This is a genomic window from Streptomyces parvus, from assembly GCF_014648875.1.
Classification (GTDB): Bacteria; Actinomycetota; Actinomycetes; order Streptomycetales; family Streptomycetaceae; genus Streptomyces; species Streptomyces parvus.
In genome coordinates this window covers 796,480-822,416 of record NZ_BMRY01000002.1, presented here as the reverse complement: position 1 = coordinate 822,416, position 25,937 = coordinate 796,480, and the positions used below count along the sequence as shown (strand labels likewise).

Annotated in this window: 27 protein-coding genes; 13 read left to right on the top strand and 14 right to left on the bottom strand. The window is 72.8% G+C overall.

What is annotated here, in order from left to right; genetic code table 11:
• The first annotated feature begins 95 nt into the window (after positions 1 to 95).
• The 6 genes from IE140_RS09840 to IE140_RS09815 all read left to right on the top strand — a co-directional run bounded on the left by IE140_RS09840 (position 96) and on the right by IE140_RS09815 (position 7,060).
• Entirely contained in the window at positions 96 to 1,178 is a 1,083-nt protein-coding gene (locus IE140_RS09840) for a hypothetical protein (RefSeq protein ID WP_229826737.1), read from the top strand.
• A complete protein-coding gene (locus IE140_RS09835; protein WP_150195028.1) occupies positions 1,175 to 2,482 on the top strand; it encodes a sensor histidine kinase in 1,308 nt (435 codons plus the stop codon). The genes IE140_RS09840 and IE140_RS09835 overlap by 4 nt, the downstream gene beginning before the upstream one ends.
• Positions 2,479 to 3,141, top strand: a complete 663-nt coding sequence (locus tag IE140_RS09830; RefSeq protein ID WP_150195030.1) for a response regulator transcription factor — start codon at positions 2,479 to 2,481, stop codon at positions 3,139 to 3,141. Before IE140_RS09835 ends, IE140_RS09830 begins: the two co-directional genes overlap by 4 nt.
• A 94-nt stretch (positions 3,142 to 3,235) precedes the next feature.
• Positions 3,236 to 4,687: a peptidoglycan D,D-transpeptidase FtsI family protein gene (locus IE140_RS09825; protein WP_150195032.1), complete on the top strand. Its 1,452-nt coding sequence runs from the start codon at positions 3,236 to 3,238 to the stop codon at positions 4,685 to 4,687.
• A 114-nt stretch (positions 4,688 to 4,801) separates the two neighbouring features.
• Complete coding sequence (locus IE140_RS09820; RefSeq protein WP_150195034.1) at positions 4,802 to 5,728, top strand: alpha/beta fold hydrolase; 927 nt, start codon at positions 4,802 to 4,804, stop codon at positions 5,726 to 5,728.
• 96 nt (positions 5,729 to 5,824) lie between these two features.
• Positions 5,825 to 7,060, top strand: coding sequence for an MFS transporter (locus tag IE140_RS09815; RefSeq protein WP_150195048.1), 1,236 nt, complete (start codon positions 5,825 to 5,827; stop codon positions 7,058 to 7,060).
• A gap of 90 nt (positions 7,061 to 7,150) precedes the next feature.
• On the opposite strand, the gene IE140_RS09810 is transcribed toward IE140_RS09815, so the two are convergent.
• Together IE140_RS09810 and IE140_RS09805 are read right to left on the bottom strand one after the other, a co-directional pair.
• Positions 7,151 to 8,326: a hypothetical protein gene (locus tag IE140_RS09810; protein WP_189460285.1), complete on the bottom strand. Its 1,176-nt coding sequence runs from the start codon at positions 8,324 to 8,326 to the stop codon at positions 7,151 to 7,153.
• Positions 8,323 to 9,315, bottom strand: a complete 993-nt coding sequence (locus IE140_RS09805) for a 5-dehydro-4-deoxyglucarate dehydratase (protein ID WP_150195039.1) — start codon at positions 9,313 to 9,315, stop codon at positions 8,323 to 8,325. The genes IE140_RS09810 and IE140_RS09805 overlap by 4 nt, the downstream gene beginning before the upstream one ends.
• A 238-nt stretch (positions 9,316 to 9,553) precedes the next feature.
• On the opposite strand from IE140_RS09805, the gene IE140_RS09800 reads away from it, so the two are divergent.
• From IE140_RS09800 to IE140_RS09790, 3 genes are all read left to right on the top strand, one after another.
• Positions 9,554 to 10,363: an NAD-dependent epimerase/dehydratase family protein gene (locus IE140_RS09800; RefSeq protein ID WP_100565048.1), complete on the top strand. Its 810-nt coding sequence runs from the start codon at positions 9,554 to 9,556 to the stop codon at positions 10,361 to 10,363.
• Positions 10,364 to 10,480: 117 nt separating this feature from the next.
• Positions 10,481 to 10,702: a hypothetical protein gene (locus IE140_RS09795; protein ID WP_010070345.1), complete on the top strand. Its 222-nt coding sequence runs from the start codon at positions 10,481 to 10,483 to the stop codon at positions 10,700 to 10,702.
• A gap of 107 nt (positions 10,703 to 10,809) precedes the next feature.
• Entirely contained in the window at positions 10,810 to 12,048 is a 1,239-nt protein-coding gene (locus IE140_RS09790) for a TerD family protein (protein ID WP_189460283.1), read from the top strand.
• Positions 12,049 to 12,125: 77 nt separating this feature from the next.
• On the opposite strand, the gene IE140_RS09785 is transcribed toward IE140_RS09790, so the two are convergent.
• From IE140_RS09785 to IE140_RS09775, 3 genes are all read right to left on the bottom strand, one after another.
• Positions 12,126 to 12,356, bottom strand: a complete 231-nt coding sequence (locus IE140_RS09785; RefSeq protein WP_003969918.1) for a hypothetical protein — start codon at positions 12,354 to 12,356, stop codon at positions 12,126 to 12,128.
• Positions 12,357 to 12,537: 181 nt separating this feature from the next.
• Positions 12,538 to 13,995: a hypothetical protein gene (locus IE140_RS09780; RefSeq protein ID WP_093444473.1), complete on the bottom strand. Its 1,458-nt coding sequence runs from the start codon at positions 13,993 to 13,995 to the stop codon at positions 12,538 to 12,540.
• 128 nt (positions 13,996 to 14,123) lie between these two features.
• Positions 14,124 to 14,837: an antibiotic biosynthesis monooxygenase gene (locus IE140_RS09775; protein ID WP_150198440.1), complete on the bottom strand. Its 714-nt coding sequence runs from the start codon at positions 14,835 to 14,837 to the stop codon at positions 14,124 to 14,126.
• Positions 14,838 to 15,003: 166 nt separating this feature from the next.
• Between IE140_RS09775 and IE140_RS09770 the strand changes: the two genes are divergently transcribed.
• Positions 15,004 to 15,789: a metallophosphoesterase gene (locus IE140_RS09770; RefSeq protein ID WP_150198436.1), complete on the top strand. Its 786-nt coding sequence runs from the start codon at positions 15,004 to 15,006 to the stop codon at positions 15,787 to 15,789.
• Here IE140_RS09770 and IE140_RS09765 read toward each other — a convergent pair.
• Complete coding sequence (locus IE140_RS09765; RefSeq protein WP_032762211.1) at positions 15,779 to 16,438, bottom strand: DUF4232 domain-containing protein; 660 nt, start codon at positions 16,436 to 16,438, stop codon at positions 15,779 to 15,781. The genes IE140_RS09770 and IE140_RS09765 overlap by 11 nt on opposite strands.
• A gap of 149 nt (positions 16,439 to 16,587) precedes the next feature.
• Between IE140_RS09765 and dapA the strand changes: the two genes are divergently transcribed.
• Positions 16,588 to 17,469, top strand: coding sequence for a 4-hydroxy-tetrahydrodipicolinate synthase (gene dapA / locus IE140_RS09760; RefSeq protein ID WP_150198320.1), 882 nt, complete (start codon positions 16,588 to 16,590; stop codon positions 17,467 to 17,469).
• Positions 17,470 to 17,483: 14 nt separating this feature from the next.
• Here dapA and dapD read toward each other — a convergent pair whose 3' ends face one another.
• On the bottom strand, positions 17,484 to 18,482 hold the full coding sequence (gene dapD, locus IE140_RS09755; protein ID WP_032762212.1) for a 2,3,4,5-tetrahydropyridine-2,6-dicarboxylate N-succinyltransferase: 999 nt from the start codon (positions 18,480 to 18,482) through the stop codon (positions 17,484 to 17,486).
• Positions 18,483 to 18,492: 10 nt separating this feature from the next.
• Positions 18,493 to 19,737, bottom strand: coding sequence for an MFS transporter (locus IE140_RS09750; RefSeq protein ID WP_150198322.1), 1,245 nt, complete (start codon positions 19,735 to 19,737; stop codon positions 18,493 to 18,495).
• A gap of 150 nt (positions 19,738 to 19,887) precedes the next feature.
• On the opposite strand from IE140_RS09750, the gene IE140_RS09745 reads away from it, so the two are divergent.
• Positions 19,888 to 20,766, top strand: coding sequence for a winged helix-turn-helix transcriptional regulator (locus tag IE140_RS09745; protein WP_150198324.1), 879 nt, complete (start codon positions 19,888 to 19,890; stop codon positions 20,764 to 20,766).
• 31 nt (positions 20,767 to 20,797) lie between these two features.
• On the opposite strand, the gene IE140_RS09740 is transcribed toward IE140_RS09745, so the two are convergent.
• Positions 20,798 to 21,391, bottom strand: coding sequence for a TetR/AcrR family transcriptional regulator (locus tag IE140_RS09740; protein WP_150198326.1), 594 nt, complete (start codon positions 21,389 to 21,391; stop codon positions 20,798 to 20,800).
• A complete protein-coding gene (locus IE140_RS09735; protein WP_006123656.1) occupies positions 21,391 to 21,717 on the bottom strand; it encodes a DMT family transporter in 327 nt (108 codons plus the stop codon). Before IE140_RS09735 ends, IE140_RS09740 begins: the two co-directional genes overlap by 1 nt.
• Positions 21,718 to 22,005: 288 nt before the next feature.
• Between IE140_RS09735 and IE140_RS09730 the strand changes: the two genes are divergently transcribed.
• A complete protein-coding gene (locus IE140_RS09730; RefSeq protein WP_150194925.1) occupies positions 22,006 to 22,992 on the top strand; it encodes a DUF7847 domain-containing protein in 987 nt (328 codons plus the stop codon).
• Positions 22,993 to 23,073: 81 nt separating this feature from the next.
• Here IE140_RS09730 and IE140_RS09725 read toward each other — a convergent pair whose 3' ends face one another.
• Genes IE140_RS09725 through sufC form a run of 4 tightly spaced genes read right to left on the bottom strand, consistent with a single transcriptional unit; the run spans position 23,074 to position 25,931 of the window.
• The gene (locus IE140_RS09725) at positions 23,074 to 23,412 is read right to left on the bottom strand and encodes a metal-sulfur cluster assembly factor (RefSeq protein ID WP_003969897.1); all 339 of its coding nucleotides are present in this window, start codon (positions 23,410 to 23,412) and stop codon (positions 23,074 to 23,076) included.
• Entirely contained in the window at positions 23,409 to 23,864 is a 456-nt protein-coding gene (gene sufU / locus IE140_RS09720) for a Fe-S cluster assembly sulfur transfer protein SufU (protein WP_003969896.1), read from the bottom strand. Before sufU ends, IE140_RS09725 begins: the two co-directional genes overlap by 4 nt.
• A 10-nt stretch (positions 23,865 to 23,874) precedes the next feature.
• Positions 23,875 to 25,143: a cysteine desulfurase gene (locus IE140_RS09715; protein WP_093444480.1), complete on the bottom strand. Its 1,269-nt coding sequence runs from the start codon at positions 25,141 to 25,143 to the stop codon at positions 23,875 to 23,877.
• A complete protein-coding gene (sufC, locus tag IE140_RS09710) occupies positions 25,140 to 25,931 on the bottom strand; it encodes a Fe-S cluster assembly ATPase SufC (RefSeq protein ID WP_093444481.1) in 792 nt (263 codons plus the stop codon). Before sufC ends, IE140_RS09715 begins: the two co-directional genes overlap by 4 nt.
• Positions 25,932 to 25,937 lie beyond the last annotated feature (6 nt).

Genomic DNA, 25,937 nt, shown 5'->3' with positions numbered 1-25,937 from the left:
CGTAGCCCTCCCCGCAGCGGGCCTCCCCCGCGCGGCGGAGGCGCATCGTCGGCGGGCAGGACGTGCGGGGACGGCCCGGGCGGAAGCCTGGTGGCATGACAGCGAACCTGCACACCGGCACCGGCGCACCGCCCGAGGAACGCACCGGCACCGGCACACCGCCCGAGGACCCCCCGTACCGCATCGGCCGCGCGCGGTCCGTCCTGCGGGTGGCCGCCATCGCGTCCTGCCTGCCGTACGTCGGCCTCAAGACGGCCTGGATGGCGGGCAGTCGGATCGGGATCCCCGACGGCAGCCCCCTGCTGGACGGCGGCACCGCGCTGGCCGTCGCCAACGGGGCCACCGTGCTGATGGACGGTGCCGTCGTCGCCCTCGCGCTGCTGCTCACCCGGCCCTGGGGTCTGCGGGTGCCGGCCTGGCTGCTGGTGCTGCCGATGTGGGTGGCGAGCGGTCTGCTGCTGCCGATCATGACGGCCTTCCCGGTCCAGCTGGTCGTACGGATCCTCGGCGGTGGCGGCGGGCGGCCGGTCGGCGAGGGGAGTTCCGAGCCGTTCCTCGACCCGTGGGTCTTCGGTGTCGTCTACGGCGGCTTCATCGTCCAGGGCCTCGCCCTCGGCTCCCTCTTCGCGCTGTACGCCAGGGAGCGCTGGGGCGATCTGTGGCGGGGGCGGCTGCGGGATCTGCCGGAGAGCCCCACCGCGCCCGCCCTGCGCGCGACCGCTGTCGCCGCCGCGTCGGCCGCCCTGGTCCCGGGCGTCACCCACCTGTTGTGGGCGACCGGCTCGACCGCCGGGCTGGAGCCGGCCCGGGCGGCGGACCGCACCAGCGACTTCTACGTCCTCGAAGCGGTCAGCCTGCTCTTCGTCGTGGTCACCGCCGTCGGGGTGCTGCTGCTGGCCTTCCGGCGCACGGACGGCCTCTCCCTGCGGCTGCCGCTCGTCCTGGCGTGGTGCGGTTCGGCGCAGATGGCCTGCTGGGGCGGGTGGATGAGCCTCGCCGGGCTGATGGGCGCGGGCGAGGCGGCGGACCGGCCGACGGCGGCGACCATGGTGACCTACGCTGTCCAGATGCTGGCCGGGGCGCTCGTCGTGACGCTGGGTGCGTACTTCTTCGCGGAGCGCGCGGCGGCGCGTTCCGCACCCGCGCGCGACGCAACCCACGAGAGCCGAAGGTCATGAGGTTCCTCGCCGGACTGTTCGGCAGGCGGGCCCGGCTGCGCTGGCTGCACCTGATCATCGGTGGCGCGCTGCTGATGCCGTACTTCCTCGTCGGCACGGTCCTGGTCGGCATGGCGGGCGGCGGCGGGCAGCTCTTCTCCTCGCTGCCCGCGCAGTTCGTCGCCTTCGGCCTCGCCCTGCCGATGGCCGCGGTCACCGGCTTCTTCGCCCTCGTCCGGCCGCTGTCGGTGGCCGCCGCCCGTGCCCTGTGCGGGGTCCCGCCCGCCGTGCTGGCCGACGGGCCCGCCCGGACCCGGCAGGCCCGGGTGCGTACTGCCGGCTGGTACACCCTGCATCTGGCACTCGGCGGGATCATCAGCGGGGCCACGCTGGCGCTGCCGCCGTTCGCGGTGGCGGTGATCGCCCTGCCGTTCTTCGCCGGGCTGCGCGAGACCTGGCTGCTGGACGGGCCGGAGGCGCTGCGGGAGCCGTGGGCCCTGGCCCTCGCGCCGTTCGCGGGGCTCGCGATGCTGCTGGCGCTGGCGCTGGCCGCCGCCGTGGCCGGGGAGGTGCTGGCCCGGCGGGCGCCGGTGCTGCTGGGGCCGACCCCCGAGGACCGGCTGGCCGCCGCCGAGCGCCGCGCGGCGGATCTGGCGGTGCGCAACCGGCTCGCCCGGGAGCTGCACGACTCGGTGGGGCACGCGCTGAGTGCGGTGACCCTTCAGGCGGGGGCGGCGCGCCGGGTCCTGGACCGGGACCCGGAGTTCGTCCGCGAGGCGCTGACCGCCATCGAGGAGACGACGCGGCGCACGGTCGGCGAGCTGGACTCGGTGCTGGGGCTGCTGCGGCAGGACGGGGAGCCGGACGAGGAGGGCACGGCGTACGGGCCGGGTCTGGACGCGCTCGGCGGGCTGCTGGCGCACTGCGGGGTGCCGGTGGCGTACGAGCGGGAGGGTGATCCGGAGGACCCGGGCGTGGTGGACCCGGTGGTCGCGCGGGAGGCGTACCGGATCGTCCAAGAAGGGCTGAGCAACGCCCTGCGGCACGGCGGGGGCGACGCGGCCTCCCCGGTGCGGCTGCTGATCGCGGTACGGGAACGGGAGAGGGAGTTGATGATCGTGATGGAGAATCCGCTGGGCGAGCAGCCGGCCGTGGCACGCCCCGGGGGCGGTCGCGGGCTGCGCGGCGTCGCGGAGCGGGCCGTCCTGCTGGGCGGCCGGGCCGAGGCGGGACCGTACGACGGGGTCTGGCGGCTCACCGCCCGGCTGCCGCTGACGACGGCGGAAGCGACGGGGACGGCCGACCGGGCGGAGGGGCGGCGATGAGCGGGGCTCCGGTGCGGGTGGTGCTCGCGGACGACGAGCGGATGGTGCGCACGGCACTGCGGGTGATCCTGGACGCCGAGGAGGGCATCGAGGTCGTGGGGGAGGCGACCACCGGCGCGGAGGCCGTCTCCGTGGTGCGGGAGCTGCGGCCCGACGTGGTGCTGATGGACGTACGGATGCCGGAGATCGACGGCATCCGGGCCACGGAGCAGATCCTCTCCACCCTGGAGGACCCGCCGAGGATCGTCGTCGTGACGACCTTCGAGAACGACGCGTACGTCTACGACGCCCTGCACGCCGGGGCGGCCGGGTTCCTGCTGAAGCGGGCGGCGGCGGAGGAGCTGGTGCAGGCGGTGCGTCTGGTGGCGTGCGGCGACTCGCTCCTCTACCCGGCGGCGGTGCGCACGCTGGCCGCCGAGCACGCCGCGCGCAGGCCGGCCGGGGTCCCGGCGTGGGTGGCGCGGCTGACCGACCGGGAGGCGGACGTGCTGCGGCTGATGGCGGCGGGGCTGACCAACGCGGAGATCGCGGGCCGGCTGTCGGTGGGCCCGGCGACGGCGAAGACGCATGTGGCGGCGGTCCTCGCGAAGACCGGCGCCCGGGACCGCACCCAGGCGGTGATCGCGGCGTACGAGTCCGGTTTCATCACCCCGGGCTGAGCGGGTCGCAACGGGGCGGGGGCCGGGTGAGAAAACGGTGAGAAGGGGCACGGAAGGGAACGTCCGGAACCGCCCCGCTCGTCCCTCCACCGGGATGAACAAGACAATCAGGCGCGCTTCGGTCTTCTGCCTGCTCATGGTGCTCGCCCTGCTGGTGCGGGCGACCTGGGTGCAGGGCTACGAGGCCAGGGCGCTCGCAGACGACGAGCACAACCGGCGGAACACCATCGCGCAGTACGCGCAGCGGCTCGGGGACATCATCGTGGCCGGTTCACCGGTCACCGGATCGAAGGGGACCAGTGGTGGCGACCTCCGGTACAAGAGGACCTACACGCAGGGCGAGCTGTACGCGGCCGTCACCGGTTACAGCTCGCAGGCGTACGGGGCGACCCAGCTCGAAGGCATCCACAGCGACGTCCTGGACGGCACGGACGACCGGCTGAAGGACCCGAAGGACCTGGTCACCGGCGGCCAGGCGAAGCCGGGGAACGTCCTCACCACGATCGACCCGGGCGTCCAGAAGGCGGCGTACGAGGCGCTCGGCGACGACAAGGGCGCGGCGGTGGCGACCGACCCGAAGACCGGCCGGATCCTCGGCATGGTCTCGACCCCCTCGTACGACCCCTCGAAGATCAGCGGGACGACGGACGGCGACGCCTGGCGGAAACTGCTGGACGATCCGGACAAGCCGCTGGTCAACCGGGCGCTGCGGCAGCCGCTGGCGCCGGGGTCCACGTTCAAGCTGGTGGTCGCGGCGGCCGCCCTGGAGAACGGGCTCTACGGCTCGGTCGACGAGCGCACCGACAGCCCCGACCCGTACACCCTGCCCGGCACCAGCACGGTCCTGCGCAACGAGAACGCGTCCGCCCCCTGCGAGAACGCGACCCTGCGCACCGCGCTCCAGTACTCCTGCAACAACGTCTTCGCGAAGGCGGCGGCCGACCTCGGCCAGGACAAGGTCAAGGAGATGGCGGACGCGTTCGGGTTCGACACCGAGAAGCTGGACGTCCCGGTCCGGGCGGCGAAGAGCGTGTATCCGACGGACATGGACAAGGCGCAGACGGCCCTGACGGGGATCGGCCAGTTCGAGGTCACCGCGACCCCGCTCCAGATGGCGATGGTCACCTCGGCACTGGCCAACGGCGGTGAGCTGGCGGCGCCGCACATGGTCGCGTCGGTGACCGACGGGGACGGCACGGTGCTGGAGGAGACCGAGGACGGCGACACGAAGCGCGTGGTGGAGGAGAGGACCGCCGAGCAGCTCCGCAGCGCGATGGTGACCGTGGTCGAGGACGGCACCGGAACCAACGCCAGGATCGCCGGGGCCGAGGTCGGCGGGAAGACGGGCACCGCGCAGAACGGCGTGGACAACAGCAACACCCCGTACGCCTGGTTCACCTCGTACGCGAAGGACGGCAGCAGCGGCAAGGAGGTCGCGGTCGCGGTGATCGTCGAGGACTCCGGCTCGGCGCGCTCCGAGGTCAGCGGCAACGGCCTGGCCGCGCCGATCGCGCAGAAGATGATGAAGGCGGCGCTGGAGAGGTGAACGAACCCCCGACACCTTCGACTTAGGTTACCCTTGCCTTACTTGGCGCCCCGGACGGTCCCGGGGCGCCAATGTGCCGACATGCCAACGTGACGACGTGTGGGAGGTACGGGGATGGCTCCGGCGGAGCACGGAACGGGGCGCGACGCCGACGCCCCCGCCCACAGCCAGGGCGAGGCGGGCCGCGCCCGTACCGGCGACGGGCGGGAGCTGTACTACCAGTGGCTGCCGGGCCCCGTCGGCCCTGACGGGGCCCGGCCGACCGTGGTATTCGAGGGCGGGCTCGCCGCGGGCCGCTCCTACTGGGCGGGCGCCCGGGCCGCGCTGGCCGATGTCGCGCCGACGGTGGTGTACGACCGCAGCGGTCTCGGTCGCAGCCCGGCCGCCCCCGCCGGGGTGTCGCGCCGGCTGCCCGCCCTCGCCGAGGACCTCGGGGATCTGCTCGACCACCTCGAACGCGTGGGCCCCGGCGGCCCGTTCCTCCTCGTCGGCCACAGCTGGGGCGGGCCCCTGGTACGGCTGGCGGCCGCCGCGCAGCCCGCGCGGGTGGCGGGCCTGGTGCTCGTCGACCCGACCGACGAGTCCTGCGATCTGCTCTTCCAGCCCGCGATGCGGCGGGCCGAGCGGATCGGGCAGCTGGTGACGGTCGCGCTGGCCCGGCTGGGGCTGCTGGGCCGCGCCTACCGCTCGCTCACCGCCACACTGCCGCCGGACGCCGCCGCCGACATGCGGGCCGAGGGCTACACCGTCGCCATGACCCGGACCCGGGGCCGGGAGCTGGAGGACGCGGCGGGCGACCTGCGGGCCCTGCTGGAGAACCCGCCGGGTCTTGCGGGGCTGCCGGTGACGGTGGTGTCGGCGGGACGGGTCTCCCCCGGGATGCCGAAGTCCGTCCGCGAGCGGGCGACCGCCTCGCACGCCTACCGGGCCCGGCAGTCACCGCACGGCCGGCATGTGGTGCTGCCGGAGGCGGACCACATGGTGCTGACGACCTCGGCGGCGGAGCTGGCGGAGGAGATCCGGCGGCTGGCGGTCGTCTAGGGAATCCGCCCGATGCCGTCGGACGGCCTTACTCCCCACCATGAGCCGCACACAGCGCGGATGCGCGGAGCGTGGAGCGGAGAGGACGGCACCGGCATGGGCGGCGGTTCGGCGGTGGTGAGGGTCCTGCGGGACCGGACGGCGGGGCGCTGTCTGGCGGGGGTGGTCGTCTCCGGTTTCGGTACGTCGGCGATGTGGCTCACGGCGGGCATCTGGGTCAAGTCGCTGACCGGGTCGAACAGTCTGGCGGCGCTGACGGTGTTCGCGATGTGGGCCCCGGTGCTGGCCGGGCCGGCGCTCGGCGCGCTCGCGGACCGGATGGACCGGAAAGTGCTGCTGGTGCGGGGCAACGTGGTGATGGCCTGCCTGCTGGTCCCGCTGGTGCTGGTGGACTCGGGCCGCACCGTCTGGCTGCTCTTCGCGGTGCTGGTGCTCCACGGGGCGAGCGGTGTCGTGCTCGACGCGGCGGAGTCGGCACTTGTCGCGGGGACCGTGCCCGCCTCCCTGCTGGCGGATTTCAACGGGCTGCGGATGACGGCCAACGAGGGCATGAAGCTGGTCGCCCCGCTGACGGGCGCGGGGCTGTACGTACGGTTCGGCGGGCCCGCCGTGGCGCTGCTGGCGGCGGCGACCTGCGCGCTGGCCGCCCTGGTCTTCGCGAAGCTGCCGGTACGGAAGACGCCCGGGACCTCGGGGCCGAAGCCGTCCCCTCCGGGTTCCTGGCGCGATGAACTCGCCGCCGGGCTGCGGCGGATCCGCTCCTCGGCCGCGCTGCGCCCGCTGGTGACGGCGGGGGCGGCGACGATGTTCCTGGCGGGGGTGAACGGGGCGGTGACCTTCGCGTACGTCGACGAGGTGCTCGGCCGGGCCCCGGCGTACGCGGGGGTGCTCTACGCGGTGCAGGGCGCGGGTTCGGTGGCGGTGGGGCTGCTGGCGGGGCCGCTGCTGCGCCGACTGCCCGAGCGGGTGTTCGCGGCGGGCGGGATCGCGTTGTTCGCGCTGGGGGTCGGGGCGCGAACGCTGTCGTCGGACGCGGTGGCGCCGACGGCGAGCGCGGCGATCGGGTTCGGTCTGCCGTGCGTGCTGGTCGCGGCGATGACGGCGGTGCAGCGGGAGACGCCGGACGCGGTGCTGGGGCGTACGGCGGCGACGGCGGGCTCACTGATGACGGCGCCCAACGCGGTGGCCCTGGCACTGGGGGCGGGGCTCGTCGCGGTGGTGGATGTGCGGGTGCTGACGGCGTCGGCGGGGGCTGCGGGGGTGCTGGCCGCGGTGGGCCTGGCGGCGGGCGCGCGACGCCGCCGGGGCGCCCCCGCCTCGCCCCGGCCGTGAGGCGCGGGGCGATGGGGGGCGGTCGCCCCGGCTGTGAGGCGCGGGGCGATGGGGGCGCCTGTCACCCCAGCCGCGGCGATGGGAGCCCTGTCACCCCAGCCGTGAGAGTGCGGCCGCGACCGCCTCCAGGTCCGGGCCGGAGGCAAGGCCCGCGTGGTACAGGCGCAGTTGGTCCGCGCCCAGCGAGGCGGCGTGGGCCGCGTCGCGCTCCAGGGTGCGGGGGCTGCCGCCCATCCCGGTGACGACCCCGAAGTTGGCGGCGCGCACCCCGCCGCGCCCGGCGAACGGCCCGAGGACCGCCTCCCGTACGGCGTCGGACCCGGTGCAGGGCAGCACCACCCCGTCGGCCACCGCCAGGACGTGGTCCGGTTCGACGCCGACGTTGGCCCCCGTGCGGTACGGGACGGGGTCGGCGTGCAACAGCACCTGGAAGCCGGGCGGGGTCGCCGCCCGTACAGCCGCGACGGCCGCCTGCTGCACCGTATTGGCCACCCGGCCGCGCCAGGCGAGGGTGGCGTCCGCCTGCTCCGGCCCGAGCAGCTTCGCGATGCCGTCGCGGCCGGACTCCGGGGAGCCGCCGCCGGACCAGGCCGGCTCCAGGGCCCGGCGTACGAAGGCGGAAAGCGCCTCCGGGTCGACGCCCTCCTCTCCGTACCCCTCGCGGCACACCGCGCAGAAGCACAGCGACATCAGGTACTGCGCCGCGTCACCGAGGCCGACGCCCGCGACCTTGTCGTGGGCGTGGAGGTGGGCGAAGCCGTACCAGCCGCAGGACTCCAGTTCGGTGCCGTGCGCGCCGGGCCGGGCGGCGGCCTCCGCCGCGAGGTCCACGAGGTAGTCGCGCACGGCGGGGCGGGCGATGCAGGGGGCCCAGGGGTAGCGGTCGCCGTAGGCGTTGACCACCGAGGTGTCCGGGTGTTCCGCGCCGAGCCGCGAGCTGTGCGCGAGGACCACCCAGCTGTGCACCTCCAGGCCCGCGGCGGCCAGCGCCTCGGCGGCCTCCCCGTACGGATCGTCACCGGGCGTCCAGGCCTGGCGGTACGGGGCGAGGGCCCGGCCCGCCCAGCGGTCCGGGTCCGGCGGGTAGAGGACGGCGGCGTGCTCGGCGGTCACGACGCGGTGGGCGGGGTGGCGGGGGGTCAGGGCCCGGGTGGAGTGGTAGGCGGAGGCCAGGGTGACCTGCCGGACGCCGAGGTCCGCGATCCGGGCGGCGGCGTCCGGGTCACCGACGACGTCCCACGGGTAGAGGAAGACGCCCGCCTTCACGCCCGGCCTCCCGAAGCGGCGTGCCCCTCAGCGGAGTGCCCCTCAGCGGCGTGCTCCTCCAGCAGGGTGCGGCCGCTCGCGATGATCTCGATGAGGTCCTTGACGTGCGCGGCGGACGGTTCGCTGAGGGGGGTACGCACCTCGCCGACGTCCAGGCCCTGGAGCCGGACACCTGCTTTGACCAGGGAGACGGCGTAGCCGCGGCCCTGGGCGCGCAGTTCGACGAGCGGCCGGTAGAAGTGGTCGAGCAGCGCGTTCGCCAGGGCGTCGTCGCCGGAGTCCAGGGCCCGGTGGAAGGCGAGGGCGATGTCCGGGGCGAACGCGAAGACGGCGGAGGAGTAGAGGGTGATCCCGATGCCCCGGTAGGCGAGGCCGGTGAGTTCTGCGGTGGGCAGTCCGTTGAAGTAGAGGAAGTCGTCGTCGGGCCGGTGGGTGCGGACCGCGCTGACGATGCGCTGCATGAGGTCGAGGTCGCCGAGGCCGTCCTTGAGCCCGATGATGCCGGGCGTGCGGGCGAGGGCGACGACGGTTTCCGGGGTGAAGACGGCGTTGTCCCGCTGGTAGACGATCGTCTCCAGGCCGGTGGCCGCCGCGAGGGCCGCGTAGTGGTTCAGGAGCCCTTCCTGGTCGGCGACGACGAGGTAGGGCGGCATGGCGAGGAGCCCGTCGGCCCCGGCCTCCTCGGCGGCACGTGCGTACTGGACAGCGAGGGCCGTGCCGTAGCCGGCCCCGGCGATGACGGGAATCCGTCCGGCGGTCTCCTCGACGGCGGCGGCGACCGCGAGGCGGAACTCCTCAAGGGTCAGCGCATGGAACTCGCCCGTGCCGCAGCAGGCGAAGACGGCGGCGGCTCCGGCGTCGGTCCCGGCCCGCACGTGGGCGCGGAAGACGTCGAGATCGACGGTGCCGTCCGGCCCGAACGCGGTCACGGGGAAGAAGAGCGGCCCGGCGACTTCACGGAGCCGGGCGGCAAGGGGGGCTGAGGTCACGGGCGCTCCCTGAGCAGATTCAGGCGTGCACAATTCTGATCGGCGTCCATATTTCTGAACACCGTAACGCTAAGGCAGCCTTCGACAACAGGTCAAGGCGGACGCCGCGCCCGAACGACCTCTTGACGCAGCCCCACCACCTCCCTAGCTTGTCCATACATGTGAATGCTGGCCGCCATTTCGCACAGCGCCGCTCGCGTACGCCCCGAGGAGACCCCGTATGACCGCTCCCCGCACCGTGACCGCTCCGCGTACCGTCCTGCTCACGGGTGCCGCAGGCGGCCTCGGCACGCTGATGCGAGGGCTGCTGCCCGCGTACGGATACGACCTGAGGCTGTTCGACCTGGTGCCGGTGGAGGGCGAGCCCGGGGCGATCACCGCCGACCTGAACGACCGGGAGGCGCTGCGCGAGGCCGTGCGCGGCGTGGACGCGGTGATCCACCTGGCGGGCATCTCGCTGGAGTCCACGTTCGACAAGATCCTGCGCGCCAACATCCAGGGCACGCACCATCTCTACGAGGCGGCCCGCGAGGAGGGCGTCCGGCGCATCGTGTCCGCGTCCTCCAACCACGTCATCGGCCACACCCCGCGCCCGGCCGCCGGTGATCCGCTGATCCCGCTGGACACACCGCGCCGCCCGGACACCTTCTACGGGCTCTCGAAGTGCTTCGGCGAGGACCTGGCCCAGCTCTACTGGGACCAGCACGGAGTGGAGACGGTCTCCGTGCGGATCGGGTCCTGTTTCCCGGAGCCCACGTCGGTGCGGATGCTGTCGGTCTGGCTGAGCCCGGCCGACGGCGCCCGGCTGTTCCACGCGGCCCTCACCGCCGAGGACGTCGGCCACGCCGTCGTCTACGGCTCCTCCGCCAACACGCGCCTGTGGTGGGACCTGGCGCCGGCGCGGGCACTGGGCTACCGCCCGCTGGACGACTCCGAGCCGTACGCGGCGAAGCTCGTCGCCGACCAGGGCGAGCTGGACCCGGAGAACCCGGCGCACGCCTGCGTGGGCGGCCACTTCGTGACGGACCCGCCGATCTGGCCGCACTGAACGGCCTGGGAGCGGCGGCGGGAACGGCGGGCGCAAGCCCGGGAACGGCGGCGGGCGCCGGCCGGTACGGCGGAAATCCGGGCGACGCGGGGGCGTCCGGACGGGCAGGATACGGCCATGCCGAGACCTTCCGGATTCCAGTACGAACAGCAGGGCGACCAGAGCGTCACCATCACCCACCACGGCAGGCCCGCGGGCACGCTGCGCGGCGGCCGGGCGGAGAAGTTCCTGGCCGAGGTGGTATCGGGCGACGCCCAGTTGGTGATGGCGCGCTGGACGGGCGCGTACAAGCACGGCAACGAGCGCACGGCCCGCAACCACCCGCGCAACCGCCGCTGAGTCGCTTCCGGGCCTTTCCTTCGGGTCGTTCCGACGGCCGAAAAGCATCTGGTGGACCGAGGGAAAGGTAAGGGAACGGCAAAGCCGGGTCGTTCGTTACCCCGTGCATGACCGCAATGACCCCCGGCTCGAACATTCCCCTCTCCGCCGCCCGCGTGGCGGTGGACGTCGCCGCTCCGGTGCGGCTCGACGTCTCGGGCCTGCTGCTCACCGCCGACGGCAAGGTGCGCTCCGACGACGACTTCATCTTCTACAACCAGCCCTCGGGCCCGGGCGTGACCTACCGCGCCGGCGGAGGTTCGGCGCCCGACGCGATCGTGGTGGACACCACCGCCGTGCCGCCGGGCATCGAGAAGATCGTCGTCACCGCGAGCCCGGACGCCGCGGGCCAGACCTTCCAGGGCATCGAGCCCACCGCCACCGTGCGCAACGCGGACGACGGCAGCGCGATCGCCACCTTCACCCCGCCGCAGCTGGGTGCCGAGACGGCGCTCGTGGTCATCGAGATCTACCTGCGCAACGGCGCCTGGAAGGCCCGCGCGGTCGGCCAGGGCTACGCGAACGGGCTGGCCGGGATCGCCACGGACTTCGGCGTCTCGGTCGAGGAGCCCGCGACCCCGGTCGCCCCTCCGGTTCCGGCGGCCCCCGCCCCGGTCGCGCCCCAGCCCCCGGCCCCGGTGGCCGCCCCCGTCGACCCGAGGATCGCGCCGCCCGCCCCGGCCGCCCCGCCCGCTCCCCCGGTGACCCCCGCCGCGCCCGCGGGCTCCGGCAAGATCAACCTGGACAAGGGCCGGGTCAACCTCCAGAAGAACCAGACCGTGTCCCTCGTCAAGGGCGGCGCACCGCTGCTCTCGCGGGTCCGGATGGGCCTGGGCTGGGAGCCCGCGTTCCGCGGCAAGGACATCGACCTGGACGCGTCGGTGATCGCCTACGGCCCCAACCGCAACCACCTGGACAGCTGCTACTTCGGCAAGCTGACCATCCTGAACGGGGCGATCAAGCACTCCGGCGACAACCTGACCGGTGAGGGCGCGGGCGACGACGAGACGATCGTCGTGGACCTCGGCCGGATCCCCGCCGACGCCACGGGCCTGGTCTTCACGGTGAACTCGTTCACCGGCCAGAAGTTCAACGAGGTCGCCAAGGCCTACTGCCGGCTGATCGACGACGCCTCCGGCGAGGAGCTGGTCCGCTTCGACCTGACCGGCGCCGAGCCGCAGACCGGCGTGATGATGGCCAAGCTGATCAAGCAGTTCACCGGCGAGTGGGAGATGACCGCGATGGGCGAGTTCGTGAAGTCGCGCACCGTGCGGGGCATGGTGAAGCCCGCCGCCAAGGCGCTGTAGCCGCCCCCCTCAGACGCATCCGGGGCACCTGAACCGGCTGGGTTCAGGTGCCCCGGATACGGAGAAAGGCGGGCGTCTCAGAGCTTGGTGAGCTTGGAGTAGGGGCTCAGGATCCTTCCCTGGCGCCCCGAGAAGTCGATGAGGACCGCGTCGTTGTCACCCTCGACAGCGAGAATCCTGCCGAGTCCGAACTGGTCGTGCGACACCCTGTCGCCCACATCGAAGCATTCGACCGGTGGGGCCTCCTGGGCCGGGCGGTTGAAGGGACTGGACGGCAGGTGACGCCGGGAACCGGCTGACTGTTTCATCGAGTCGAGTATGCGCCCTGTAAAGGCCCGACGCCATGCCCGTCTGCCGCTCGACGCCCAGACGTACCGCATTCGTGACCCGCGCCGACCGGGTCAGGTCAGCGCTTTCCCGGCCTTCCAGCAGCAGAATCACGCGGAAGCGGGCGCCGGAAAAGCACCCCGAACGTGTGGCGTTTCTCGCTCAGCGCCCCGCGCGTGACCGAGCCTTGAACGCAGCCTTGCGGGCGTCCTTGGCGGCCTTCTTGTCGCTGTGCAGGCGGCCCATGGCCTCCAGCACATCGGCGGTGGCCGGGTGGTCGACGCGCCAGACCTCGTCGAAGAAGCCGCTGTGCTGGGCGGAGAGGCCCTCGATCAGGCCCTGGAGCTCGTCCAGCTCGCCGTCCGCGTCCAGGTGGGCGGCGATGGTGTCGATGGCCAGCCAGAAGATCATGTCCTCCGGCGGGGCGGGCACGTCGGCAGCGCCGCGCTCCGCGAGCCAGACGCGGGCGAGGCCGCCCAGTTCCCGGTCGCCGAGCACCGCGCGTACGGCGGGCTCCGCCTCGGGGCCGGCCAGGGCGAGGGCCTGCTGACAGTGGAGGCGGCGCAGCGGTCCGCCCTCGTCCGTGCCGCGCGCGGCGGCCAGCAGCTCTGCCGCCGCCGACACCGCGCCGTCGGCGTACCCCGCGAGCCAGAGCTTGACCTCGGCGCGGGCGGCGGACTCCGGGTAGTGGGCGATGCCGTCGAGGAGGGCGTCGGCGCCCTTGCCCGCGAGGTCGCCGACGGCGGGGGCGTCCACCCCGGCCTCCAGCATCCGGGCCCGGACGCCGTACAGGCCGAGGGGGGTGAGCTTGACCATGCCGTACCGGGTGACGTCGTCCTCGTCGCCCCCGACGGCGTCCACCGGCGCCTCGCCCTCCTCGACCATCAGCGCCTCGTCGACCGGCCGGTACTCGACGATCCCGATGGGTTCGAGGAGCCGGAACTGGTCGTCGAGGCGCATCATCGCCTCCGACACCTGCTCCAGGATGTCGTCGGTGGGCTCGCCCATGTCGTCGGGGACGATCATCGACGCGGCGAGGGCGGGCAGTGGGACCGGCCCTTCGCCCGCGCCGTTGTCCGCGAGGGTGAGCAGGTAGAGGTTGCCGAGGACGCCGTCGAGGAATTCCGCCTCGGCCTCCGGGTCCCAGTCCAGGGCGTCGAAGTCGATCGAACCGTCCTCGCCGACGAGGTCCGTGAAGTCGTCCAGGACGGGCGCGGTGGCGTCGGCGTGCACGGCGTCCAGGCCGTCGAGCCAGATGGCCAGGACGTCCTGCGGGGAGCCGCCGGTGAGCAGGCCCAGGTTCTCGCCCGCGGAGACGGTCCCCTCGGCGTCCTCCTCCTCGGGGTCCGTGACATCGAGGAGGCCGGTGTCCACGGCGAGCCGCCAGGCCTCGCTGGCGTACGCGGCGCCGTCGTCGTCGGCCGGGAGCCCGAGGTGCTCGGCGGCCGCGGGCAGTTGCGCCTCGACGAGTTCGCCGCCGGCGCCGACGCGGGTGTCGGGGCCGGCCCACCGGGCGAGCCTGACGGCCCGGACGAACAGCGGAGCGGCGAGCGCGTCCCGTGCCAGTTCGGCCTCGGAGTTGAGCCGCACCGGCGGCAGGGAGGGGCGCTCTGCGGACATCGGGGGTTCTCCTCGGTGCGTGCTCGGGGGCGTACGGAGTGCGTACGCGGTTCAGCCGCCCAAGCCTAGACGCAATTCACCGCATGCCGCCCACGGCTTCGGCCGCTTGCCCCGGCGCACTTGCCGCCCTACGCGCCCGTACCCGGTTCCATGCTGAGCGCGGGGGTGTAGCGGCGCACGCCGCCGCCGGTCATGCCCGGGTACTTCTGGACGCGTTCCCAGAGCGGGGACGGGGATCCGACGCCCTCACCGGGTGCTGCGAGAGCCGCGATGTGGTGCTCGGCGCTCTCCCACTCGGCGTAGTTGAGGACCCGGGTGCCGTCGGTTCCGACATGGAAGTGTGCGGCGATGCCGCCCTCGGGCAGGCCCTCCTCCTGTTCGAGGGCCTCGAACACGCTGTCCACCCAGTCGCGTTGGCGCGCCGCGTCGGGTCCGTCGAACTCGACGTCGACGATGACGACGCAGCCGGTCTCCCGGGTGTCACCCTCGGCCCGCGGCCCGGAGCGGTACAGCTCGTACGTGTGCAGCCCGAGGCGTTCGATGCCGGGAACGGCCGCGTCGATCTCGGCGTTGCGGGCGTCGCGCCCCTCCCGTACGAAGTCCTGGTAGGCCTGTTCGCCGGTCCACTGGGAGTAGTGCAGCAGGGTCGCACCGTCCTCCCCGGCGTAGACGCTGTAGGAGAGCAGCCCGGGATGCGGCCATTCCCGGCTCCCCCACACCTTCCGGATCGCGTCGGCGGCCTCCTGCTGCCGCTGCGGTGTCCCGACGTTCCAGGTGCTGGCCTTGGCGATCCCGGCATCGGTGCGGGCCGGGTCGGGGCGGTCGGTGAAGTGCGTGGTCATGACGGTGTTCCCCTCTCCCGCGCACTGTTCGGTGCGCATGACCACCACGTTCACACCTCAAGCCCGGTTGAGGTCAAGGCGGTTCCGCCGGGTGCGGCCGGACTCCGTTCGCCCAGGGCGTGAGTGGTGCGGGTGCGGTCCTCCGGCGCCGGGGAAGGGTGCGGGCATGACCCTCTCCGTGGCGCACTTGAGCGACCCGCACATCACCACCGGCCCCGCTGCGGCGGCCCCCGCGGCGGGGTTGCGGGCCGCCCTCGACCGGGTGCTGGCCCTGGACCCGCTCCCGGACTGTGCTGTGATCACCGGTGATCTCACGGAGCGTGGGGAGCCCGGTGAGTACGCGGCGCTGCGCGCGGAGATCGACGCGTTCCCGCTGCCCCTGCATCTGGTGACGGGCAATCACGACACACCCGAGGAGCTCGTGGGCGGGTTCGGCGGGACGCGGTTCCTGGGCGGAGGGACGCTGACGTCGTACGTGGTCGAGCACCCGGCGTTCACGGTCGTGGTCCTGGACTCGCGGGTCTCCGGTTCGCCGGGCGGGCGCCTGGGTTCCGGGCAGTTGGCCCGGCTGGACCGGACCCTCGCCCGGCGCGCCGGCGTACCGGCGCTCGTCTGCCTGCACCACCCGCCGGTTCCGGTCGGCATCCCGTTCCTGGACGCGATGGGTCTGGCGGACGGCCCGGAGCCGGCCGAGGTGGTCGCCGCGCATCCCCGGGTCGTCCGGGTGCTGGCGGGCCATGTGCACCGCCCGGTGACGGCGCCCTTCGCGGGCAGCACGGTGGCCGTCGCGCCGAGCACGTACCGGCAGAGCGGACTGGTGCTGCGGGAGGGCCTGCCCGGCTATCCGGACGAGCCCCCGGCGTTCCTGCTGCACGTGCTGCCCGGGGCTCCGGCGGGGGCGGCCTGGGTCACCCACACCGTCCCCACGTCCGCCCCCGGTGTCAGCCGCTGAGTTCGGTGCGCCAGGCCGTCGTGTTGAGTTCGTCCATCAGCCGGATGTCGTGCCCCTCCAGCGGGAAGACCCGCACCGGAAGGCCGGGGGCGGCCGAGATCGCCAGGGCGTCGCCCTCGATGAGGTCGCCGCCCTCGGGTGTGGAGACCCAGGCGAGGATCGACTTCACGGTGAGGCCGGGGTCGAGCAGGAGCTTCTTCGGGCCGGGGTCGTTGCCGAAGTACGAGCCGTCCTCGTTGACCTTCACGGGGAGCGGGTTGCCGTCCTCGCCGAGGGCCTGGACCCAGGGATAGCCGTCGACGGCGTAGGGCTTGCGGCCGCAGTTGGTGAGGGTGAGCACGACGGCCCGGTGCATCATTCCGGTCTCCACCGGGCCCATGTCCACGACGACCCCGGAGGACGGGCAGGTCCCGGGCGGGGCGGCGGTCGGGCCGGTCTGCGCCGGTGCTCCCTGGGCGGGGGCGTCCGCGCCGGGTGCGGGGGTCGGGGGGAGCGTCTCGGCACGGGGTGCGGAGGCGGACGGGGCGGGGTCCGGCCGTTCGCCCTCGCCGGCCGGGACGAGGAACCCGGAGCAGCCGGTCAGTGCCGTCAGTGTGGCCGACAGCAGGGCCACCCGGACCCGTCTCCGTACCCGTACGCGCTCGTTCATGTCGCCCACCCCTCGCCGCGGCCGGTCGTCCGCGCGTTCGATCTTGCCAGAGGAACGGCAGCGGTCGCCGCACCCTTCAGCATCTCTTGCCGTTCACCACAAGGAGATCTAAGTGGACCTTTACGGTTCCGGACGCCGAGACTTCCCTCATGACCACCACCGCACCGCGTCCCTTCGGCCGCACGCTCTGCGCCATGATCACGCCCTTCACCGCCACCGGCGCCCTGGACCCGGACGCCGCCCGTACGCACGCCGCGCGCCTGGTGGCCGAGGGCTGCGACGGGATCGTCCTCAGCGGCACCACGGGCGAGTCACCCACCACGACCGGCGCCGAGAAGGCCGCCCTGCTGCGGGCCGTCCGGGCGGAGGTCGGCGACGGGGTGCCGCTGCTCTCCGGCGTCGGGGGCCCCGACACCGCGACCACCCTGCGCCTGGCCCGGGAGGCCGAGGACGCGGGCGCGGACGGGCTGCTGGTGGTGAGCCCTTACTACAGCCGCCCGCAGCAGTCCGCCGTCGAGGCATACTTCCTGCGGGTGGCCGAGTCCACGGGTCTGCCGCTGATGCTGTACGACATCCCCGGCCGCACCGGCGTCCGGATCGAGCCGGAGACCCTGCTGCGGCTGGCGGAGCACCCGAGGGTGGTGGCGGTGAAGGACTGCTCCTACGACCTGCTCGGCGCGACGAAGGTGCTGGCCCGCACCTCGCTGGCGTACTACTCGGGCAGCGAGGAGCTGAACCTTCCGCTGTACGCGGTGGGCGGCGCGGGCTATGTCAGTACGGTCGCGAACGTGGCCCCGCGCCAGGTGCGGGCGCCGCTGGACGCCTTCGACGCGGGCCGCACCGACGAGGCGGCCCGGCTGAACGGGCTGACGGCCCGGCTCGTCGAGCTGATGATGGCGAACGGGCTGCCCGGAACCGTCACGGCCAAGGCCCTGCTGGACGCCGGTCCGGTCCGGGAACCGCTGCAGCCCGCCGGGCGCGAGGCGGCCGACGGGCTGCGGAAGGCGTACGAGGGACTCCTCGCGGCCTGAAAAAGGCAAGCGGGTCAGTTGTGGGCGTGCAGGACCTCGTTCAGGCCGCCCCAGACCGCGTTGTTCGGGCGGGCCTCGACGGTGCCGGTGACCGAGTTGCGGCGGAAGAGGATGTTCGAGGCGCCGGACAGCTCACGGGCCTTGACGACCTGACCGTCCGGCAGCGTGACGCGCGTACCGGCGGTGACGTACAGGCCGGCCTCGACGACGCACTCGTCGCCCAGCGCGATGCCGACGCCCGCCTCCGCACCGACCAGGCAGCGCTCACCGATGATGATGCGCTCCTTGCCGCCGCCGGAGAGCGTGCCCATGGTGGAGGCGCCGCCGCCGATGTCGGAGCCGTCGCCGATGACGACGCCCGCGGAGATCCGGCCCTCGACCATGGAGGTGCCGAGCGTGCCCGCGTTGAAGTTGACGAAGCCCTCGTGCATGACGGTGGTCCCGGCGGCGAGGTGCGCGCCGAGCCGGACGCGGTCGGCGTCGGCGATGCGGACGCCCTGGGGGGCGACGTAGTCCGTCATGCGCGGGAACTTGTCGACCGAGGTGACCTGGAGGTGCAGGCCCTCGGCACGGGCGTTGAGCCGCACGCGCTCCAGGTCGTCGACGGCGACCGGGCCGAGCGAGGTCCAGGCGACGTTGGCGAGCAGCCCGAAGAGGCCGTCGAGGTTCTGGCCGTGCGGCTGGACGAGCCGGTGCGAGAGCAGGTGCAGGCGCAGGTAGGCGTCGTGCGCGTCGAGCGGCTTGTCGTCGAGCGAGGAGATGACCGTGGACACGGCGACGATCTCGACGCCGCGCCGGGCGTCCACGCCGATCGCCTTGGCGGCGCCCTCACCGAGCCGGTTCACGGCCTCGTCCGGAGAGAGCCGCGTCGTACCGGCCGGGCCGGGGTCGGAGGTCAGCTCGGGGGCGGGGAACCAGGTGTCGAGGACGGTGCCGTCACCGGCGACGGTGGCGAGGCCGGCGGCGACGGCGCCGGTGGTACGGGCAGAACCCTGGGAAGTCGTGTCGGTCATGAACAGCAACCTAACCGGCCGGGGCCCGCTCGGGCGAACCGGTCTCAGCGTGCGGCCCCATTCCCACCACCGGTGCCCGCTCCCCCGGTCCGGGCAGCCGCCGCGCCGCCAGCACCGCCACCCCGGCCGCCGCCGCGAGCAGGGCGCAGACCGGCCAGAGCAGCCCGGGGGCCGCCGCGTACAGGGCGGCCCCGAGCGGCGGGGCGAGCACCTGCCCGCTGATCGACGCACCGGCGTACAGGCTCTGGAAGCGGCCCTGGGCGTGGCCCGGCGCCTGGTCGGCGACGTAGGCGGTGGCGGGGGTCTTGTAGAGGATCTCGCCGAGGGTCAGGGAGAACATCATGGTGACGGCGAAGAGCGCGCCCGCGCCGGGGATCAGGACGGCGTAGCCGAGCCCGACGAGCAGGAGTCCGGCGCCGACGAGGCCGAGCGGGGTGCGGCGGCGCAGGGCGTGGGCGGCGGGCAGTTCGAGGCAGAGGATGACGCCGCCGTTGACGGCGAGCAGCCAGCCGTAGAGCTGGGTGGTGTGCCCGTGGTCGGCGAGGAAGACCGGCAGGGTCGAGTACTGCTGCCGGTAGACGGTGTCGACGACCACGATCGCGGCGAGCAGCACCAGGACGGCGGGTCTGGCCCGCAGTTCGCGCCAGAGGCCCGGGGCGTCCGGGTCGTGGGCGGGAACCGCGTGGGCGCTGCCGCGGGCGGGCAGGATCCGGGCGGCGTAGAGCGCGAAGAGCAGGGTGCCGAGGCCGTCGGCGACGAAGAGCCAGTCGTACGAGAAGCGGGTGGCGACCAGCGCGCCGAGCGGCGGGCCGACGGCGAAGCCGCCGTTGGCGGCGAACCGGAAGAGGGCGAAGCTCTGGCGGCGGCTTCCGCCCTCGGGCACGGAGACCGCGACGAGGGCGGCGTTGGCGGCGCGGACGACGCCCGCCGCGTACTGGGCGAGGGGGAGCACCGCGTACAGGGCGGCGACCGGCAGGACGGGCAGGACGACGAGCACCGCGCCGCTCACGCAGGCGCCGGTCAGCAGGGCGCGGCGGTGACCGAACCGGTCGCCGAACCAGCCGCCGGTGAAGTTCCCCGCGACCAGGCCGATGCCGCCGACGCCGCTGATCACTCCGGCCTGGGTGACGCTCAGGCCGCGCGGTCCGACGAGGTACACGAAGAGATAGACGAAGGTGAAGCTGACGACGGCGTTGAGGAACGCCCCGAGCGCCAGCAGCCGTACCGTCCTCGGCACTCCGCGCACCATGCCCATCCCCCGCCCCCTTCGTACGACTCCTGGCGACTCCTGCACATCGCAGTGAGTTCCTTATGGGAACGGACTATGGCAGCATGATTCCATCGGGGTCAACCGAAAGGCCCCGGCGGGGTGGGGGCGGACAGCGGCCACAACCGGAGGACGACCATGCCCCAGCGCACCAGCCTGGCGGACGCCGACTGCTCGATCGCCCAGGCGCTCGACGTCGTGGGCGACTGGTGGACTCTGCTGATCGTGCGGGACACCGCGCGCGGAGTGCACCGCTTCGACGCGCTCCAGCGGGAGTTGGGCGTATCGCGCAAGGTGCTGACCGAGCGGCTGCGGCTGCTGGTCGACGCAGGCGTACTGCATCGGGAGCCGTATCAGGACCGCCCGGTCCGGTACGAGTACCGCCTCACCCCGCGCGGCCGGGCCCTGCTGCCCGTGCTGATCGCGCTCCAGGACTGGGGCGACACCTGGGTACTGGGAGAAGGGGAGACGATGGCGACGACGACGGAGGCCTCGCAGGAGGCGGCCCGGGTGCGGGCACTCAAGGGGACGCGGCTGCCGGAGCTGCTGCTGCCGGGGAACGACGGCCGGCTCCGCGACCCGGTCGCCGACACCCCGTACACCGTCCTGTACTGCTTCCCCAGCGCCTACGCCACCCGCGACGCCTATCCGCCGGGCTGGGCGGGAATCCCGGGGGCGAGCGGCTGCACCCTCGAATCGTGCGCGTACCGCGACCAGTTGGCCGAATTCACCGCGGCGGGCGCGACGGTCCACGGGGTGTCCGTGCAGCGCCCGGACGAGCAGCGCGCGTTCGCGGAGAAGGAGCGGCTGCGCTTCCCGCTGCTCTCGGACGCGGACCTGGCCCTGACGGCGGCGCTGCGACTGCCGACGTTCCGGGCGGCGGGCGTGAGCAGGCTCAAGCGGCTGACGCTGGTGGTGGACCGGGAGCGGACGATCCACGAGGTGCTGTACCCGATCACGGACATCGGGGGGAGCGTGCGGGAGGCACTGGAGGCGGTGCGCCGAGGGACGGACTGACGGGAGCGTGCCGACGGGGGCCGCGTCGCGGTCAGGCGTCGCCGCCCGCCACGATCCGCTCCAGCATCACCCGGGTGTACGCCGCGTCGAACGTGCCCCCGGTCAGCAGGACCTGGAGGCAGACGCCGTCCATCAGCGCGACGAGGGCCCGCGCGGTCTCCGGATCGGTGCGCCGGGACAGCAGCGCGACGGCCTCCGCGGTCCACTCGGCGGCGACGGGCCGCAGCGCGGGGCGGCGCAGGGCAGCGAGGTACAGCTCGTACTCCAGCTCGATCGCCCCGCGTTCGCCCGCGAACCACCGGTCGAGCAACCGGGTCAGCTCCTCCGCGAGGCCGGCTCCCTCCGCGCCCTGCCCGGCATCCCCCTCACCCGGCCCGGCATCCCCTTCCTCGGCGAAGAGCCCGCTGGAGCGCAGCGCCTGGACGAAGTTCTCGTTGCACCGGCGCAGGGCGGCGACGAGGAGTTCGTCGAGCGAGGCGAAGTGGTACGTGGTCGAGCCGAGCGGCACGTCGGCCTCGGCGGCCACGGTGCGATGGCTGAGCCCGGCTATGCCGTCGGCCGCGATCACGGTCAGCGCCGCGTCGATGATCCGCGTCCGCCGGTCGGGGTCGTACCGGCGGGCCATCAGTGGGCCCCTCCCAGATTGAGGACGACGACCCCCGCGACGATCAGGGCGATGCCCGCGATCTTGACCAGACTGCTGGACTCGCCGAGGAAGAGAATCCCGATGAGGGCGACGGCCGCGGTGCCGACGCCGGCCCAGATGGCGTACGCGGTGCCGACGGAGAGCGTCTTGAGGGTCTGCGCGAGGAGGGTGAAGGCGATGAGGTAGCCCACCACGGTGCCGATCGAGGGCCAGAGCCGGGTGAAGCCCTCGCTGTACTTCATGGCCGTCGTCCCGGCCACCTCCGCCGCGATGGCACCGGCGAGCAGTCCGTATGCGTATCCCATGTGTACGACTGTACTCAACGTTGCGTACGCCCGTACATATCATCGGCCCGCGTCGGGGGCGCTACGGTGTGCCGACTGAACGAACGGCCCGGCCGACCGGGCCGACGACGCGACGGAGAAGCAGTGGCGCAGGATGCAGGGTGGGGCGGTGGCCCGTACGGGGGCGCACCTCACGGTGGGGGGCCCTTCCACGGGGGCGCGCAGGGACCGGGGGTCGGCTGGCACGGCGGATGGGCCGCGCCGCCCAAGCCGGGGGTGATACCCCTGGCGCCGCTGAGGGTCTCGGACATGCTCAGCGGCGCCTTCACGACGATCGGGCGGTACTGGAAGCCGCTGATCGGTATGGCTCTGACGCTGTTCGGCGCGGCGACGCTCGTGATGATCGTGGCGCTGGTGGTGGCCGCCTCCGCCGTCGCGAGCCAGTGGGACGAGCTGACGTCCAACTCTTCGGGGTCCCCGGACGCGGCGCAACTGGTCCCGCTGGGCGTCGCGTTCGGTGTGCTGGTGATCCTCGGCATGATCACCTACCTGCTGGCGTCGGCCGTGGTGCAGGCGGCGGTCCCCGTCGTCCTCCAGGAGGCCGTCCTGGGCCGCCCGATCCGCTTCGGGGAGGTCTGGAAGCGGGCCTGGGCGCGGGTCTGGTCGATCATCGGCACGGTGTTCCTCACCGGGCTGATCATGCTCGTCCCGTTGGCACTCTTCCTGGCCGGCTTCGCCGGGCTGATGATCTACATGATCTCGCTGGGCGACGAGGACGGCGTCGTACCGCTGATCGTGGCCGGCCTCGTCGGCGCGCTGCTCATCGGCCCGTTCGCCATCTGGCTCTGGGTGCGGTTCTCCCTGGCGCCGACAGTGGTGGTCTTCGAGGACCAGCGCCCGGTCGCGGCCCTGCGCCGCTCGGCCCAGCTGGTGCGCGGCACCTGGTGGCGGGTCTTCGGCGTCGGGCTGCTCGCCTATGGGATCGCATCCATGATCGGCTACATGATCCAGATGCCGTTCCAGGCGGTCGGCATGCTCCCCGGCATGTTCGAACCCGAGGACATGGGCGCCGACCCGAGCGGCGGGGAGCTCATCGCCCTGTTCGGCGGTCTGATGGTGCTGTCGTTCGTCAGCCAGCTGATCGCCCAGCTGTTCACGGCGATCTTCCCGCCCCTGGTGGTCGGCCTGCTCTACGTCGACCTCCGCATGCGTACGGAGAACCTGGGCCCGGTCCTGGCCGAAGCAGCGGGCCCGACCCTGCCCGAGCAGTACGGGCCGCCACCGGCCCACGTCTGACGCCCTGCCGCAGCAAAACGGCTGTGCCCGCCGGTCGGAACCGGCGGGCACGGCCATACGCATGGTGCTCGGAGCTCGGGATCAGACGTTGAACCCCAGCGCGCGGAGCTGCTCGCGTCCGTCGTCGGTGATCTTGTCCGGGCCCCACGGCGGCATCCAGACCCAGTTGATCCGGAGCTCGTTGACGATGCCGTCCGTGGCGGACTTCGCCTGGTCCTCGATGACGTCGGTCAGCGGGCAGGCCGCGGACGTCAGGGTCATGTCGAGGGTGGCGATGTTGGCGTCGTCGACGTGGATGCCGTAGATGAGGCCCAGGTTGACGACGTCGATGCCCAGCTCGGGGTCGACGACGTCGTACAGCGCCTCGCGGACCTCCTCCTCGGAGGCCGGCTTCATGGTCGCGGTCTCGTTGTCGCTCATGCGGTCTTCCCTTCGGACAGCGCCTTGGCCGTCGCGTCCTTCCACGCCATCCAGCTCAGCAGCGCGCACTTGACCCGGGCGGGGTACTTGGAGACGCCGGCGAACGCGACGGCGTCCTCCAGCACCTCCTCCATCGCGTCGTCCGGCTCCAGCTGGCCCTTGGACTGCATCAGCTCCAGGAAGGCGTCCTGGATCCTCTGCGCCTGGGACAGCTCCTTGCCGACGAGCAGCTCGTTCAGCACGGAGGCGGAGGCCTGGCTGATGGAGCAGCCCTGGCCCTCGTAGCTCACGTCGGCGATGGTCTCGCCGTCGTACTTCACGCGCAGCGTGATCTCGTCGCCGCACGTCGGGTTGACGTGGTGCACCTCGGCGTCGCCGTCCCGCAGGCCACGCCCGTGGGGGTGCTTGTAGTGGTCCAGGATCACTTCCTGGTACATCGAATCAAGCTTCACCGTTACGCCCTCAGCCGAAGAAGTTCCGTACGTGCTCCAGGCCGTCCACCAGGGCGTCGACCTCGGCAGGCGTGGAGTACAGATAGAACGACGCTCGCGTCGTCGCGGGAATTCCGTACCGCAGGCAGACCGGGCGGGCGCAGTGGTGGCCGACCCGGACGGCGACGCCCTGCTCGTCGAGGACCTGGCCGACGTCGTGCGGGTGGATGTCGCCGAGCGTGAAGGAGATCGCCGCGCCGCGGTCCTCGGCCGTCGTCGGACCGATGATCCGCAGGTCGGGGACCTCCAGAAGGCGCTTGAGCGCGTACTCGGTGATCGCCTTCTCGTGGCTGTGGATCTTCTCCATGCCGATCGAGGTGAGGTAGTCCACGGCCGCGCCGAGGCCGACGGCCTGGGCGATCGGGGGCGTACCGGCCTCGAACTTGTGCGGCGCGGGGGCGTACGTCGACGAGTGCATCGACACGGTCTCGATCATCTCGCCGCCGCCGAGGAACGGAGGCAGGTCCTCCAGGAGTTCCTGCCGTCCCCACAGCACGCCGATGCCGGTCGGGCCGACCATCTTGTGGCCGGTGAAGGCCACGAAGTCCGCCTGAAGCGCCTGCACGTCGAGCACCATGTGCGGGGCCGCCTGCGAGGCGTCGATGCAGACCAGCGCGCCGACCTGCTGGGCGCGCCGGATGATCTGCTCGACCGGGTTGACCGTGCCCAGGATGTTGGAGACCAGCGTGAAGGAGACGATCTTCGTCTTCTCGGTGATGATCTCGTCGATGTTCGACAGGTCGAGCCGGCCGTCGTCGGTGATGCCGAACCACTTCAGCTTCGCGCCGGTGCGCTGCGCGAGCAGCTGCCACGGCACGATGTTGGAGTGGTGCTCCATCTCCGTGGTGACGATCTCCGTGTCACGGTCCACCCGATAGGGCTCGTCCGCCCAGCCGAGCATGTTCGCCACGAGGTTCAGCGACTCCGAGGCGTTCTTCGTGAAGATCACCTCGTCACGGCTGGGTGCGTTGATGAAGGCGGCGACCTTGTCGCGGGCGCCCTCGTACAGCGCGGTGGCCTCCTCGGCGATCGTGTAGACGCCGCGGTGCACGTTCGCGTTGTGGCGCTCGTAGTACGCGTTCAGCGCGTCGAGGACCTGGCGCGGCTTCTGCGAGGTCGCCGCGGAGTCCAGGTACACGACCTTCTTGCCGTCGTGGACCGTGCGGTCCAGGATCGGGAAGTCCTTGCGGATCGCCTCGGTGTCGAGGAGGCCTGTGAGCCCCTGTCGGGCGTCAGTCACGCGGCCGCACCTCCTGAGTTCCCTCCGGTCACGGGGCCACCCTTCGTGTAGGCCTCGTAGCCCTCGTTCTCCAGCTGGTCGGCCAGCTCGGCGCCGCCGGAGGCCGCGATCCGGCCGTTGGCGAAGACGTGCACGAAGTCGGGCTGGATGTACTTGAGGATGCGGGTGTAGTGCGTGATCAGCAGGGTGCCGACCTCGCCGGTCGCGCGGACCCGGTTGACGCCCTCGGAGACGGTCTTGAGCGCGTCGACGTCCAGGCCGGAGTCGGTCTCGTCCAGGACGGCGATCTTCGGCTTGAGGAGCTCCAGCTGAAGGATCTCGTGGCGCTTCTTCTCACCGCCGGAGAAGCCCTCGTTGACGTTGCGCTCGGCGAAGGCCGGGTCCATCTGGAGCTCGGCCATCGTCTCCTTGACCTCCTTGACCCACGTCCGCAGCTTGGGGGCCTCGCCGCGGATGGCGGTGGCGGAGGTGCGCAGGAAGTTGGAGACCGAGACACCGGGGATCTCGACCGGGTACTGCATGGCGAGGAACAGGCCGGCGCGGGCCCGCTCGTCGACGGACATCTCCAGGACGTCCTCGCCGTCCAGGGTGACCGAACCGCCGGTGATCGTGTACTTGGGGTGACCCGCGAGCGAGTACGCGAGGGTGGACTTGCCGGACCCGTTGGGGCCCATGATGGCGTGGGTCTCGCCCTGCTTCACGGTCAGGTCGACGCCCTTGAGGATCTCCTTCGTGGCGTTGTCGGCCTCGACGGTGACGTGCAGGTCGCGGATTTCAAGCGTTGCCATGGGTGA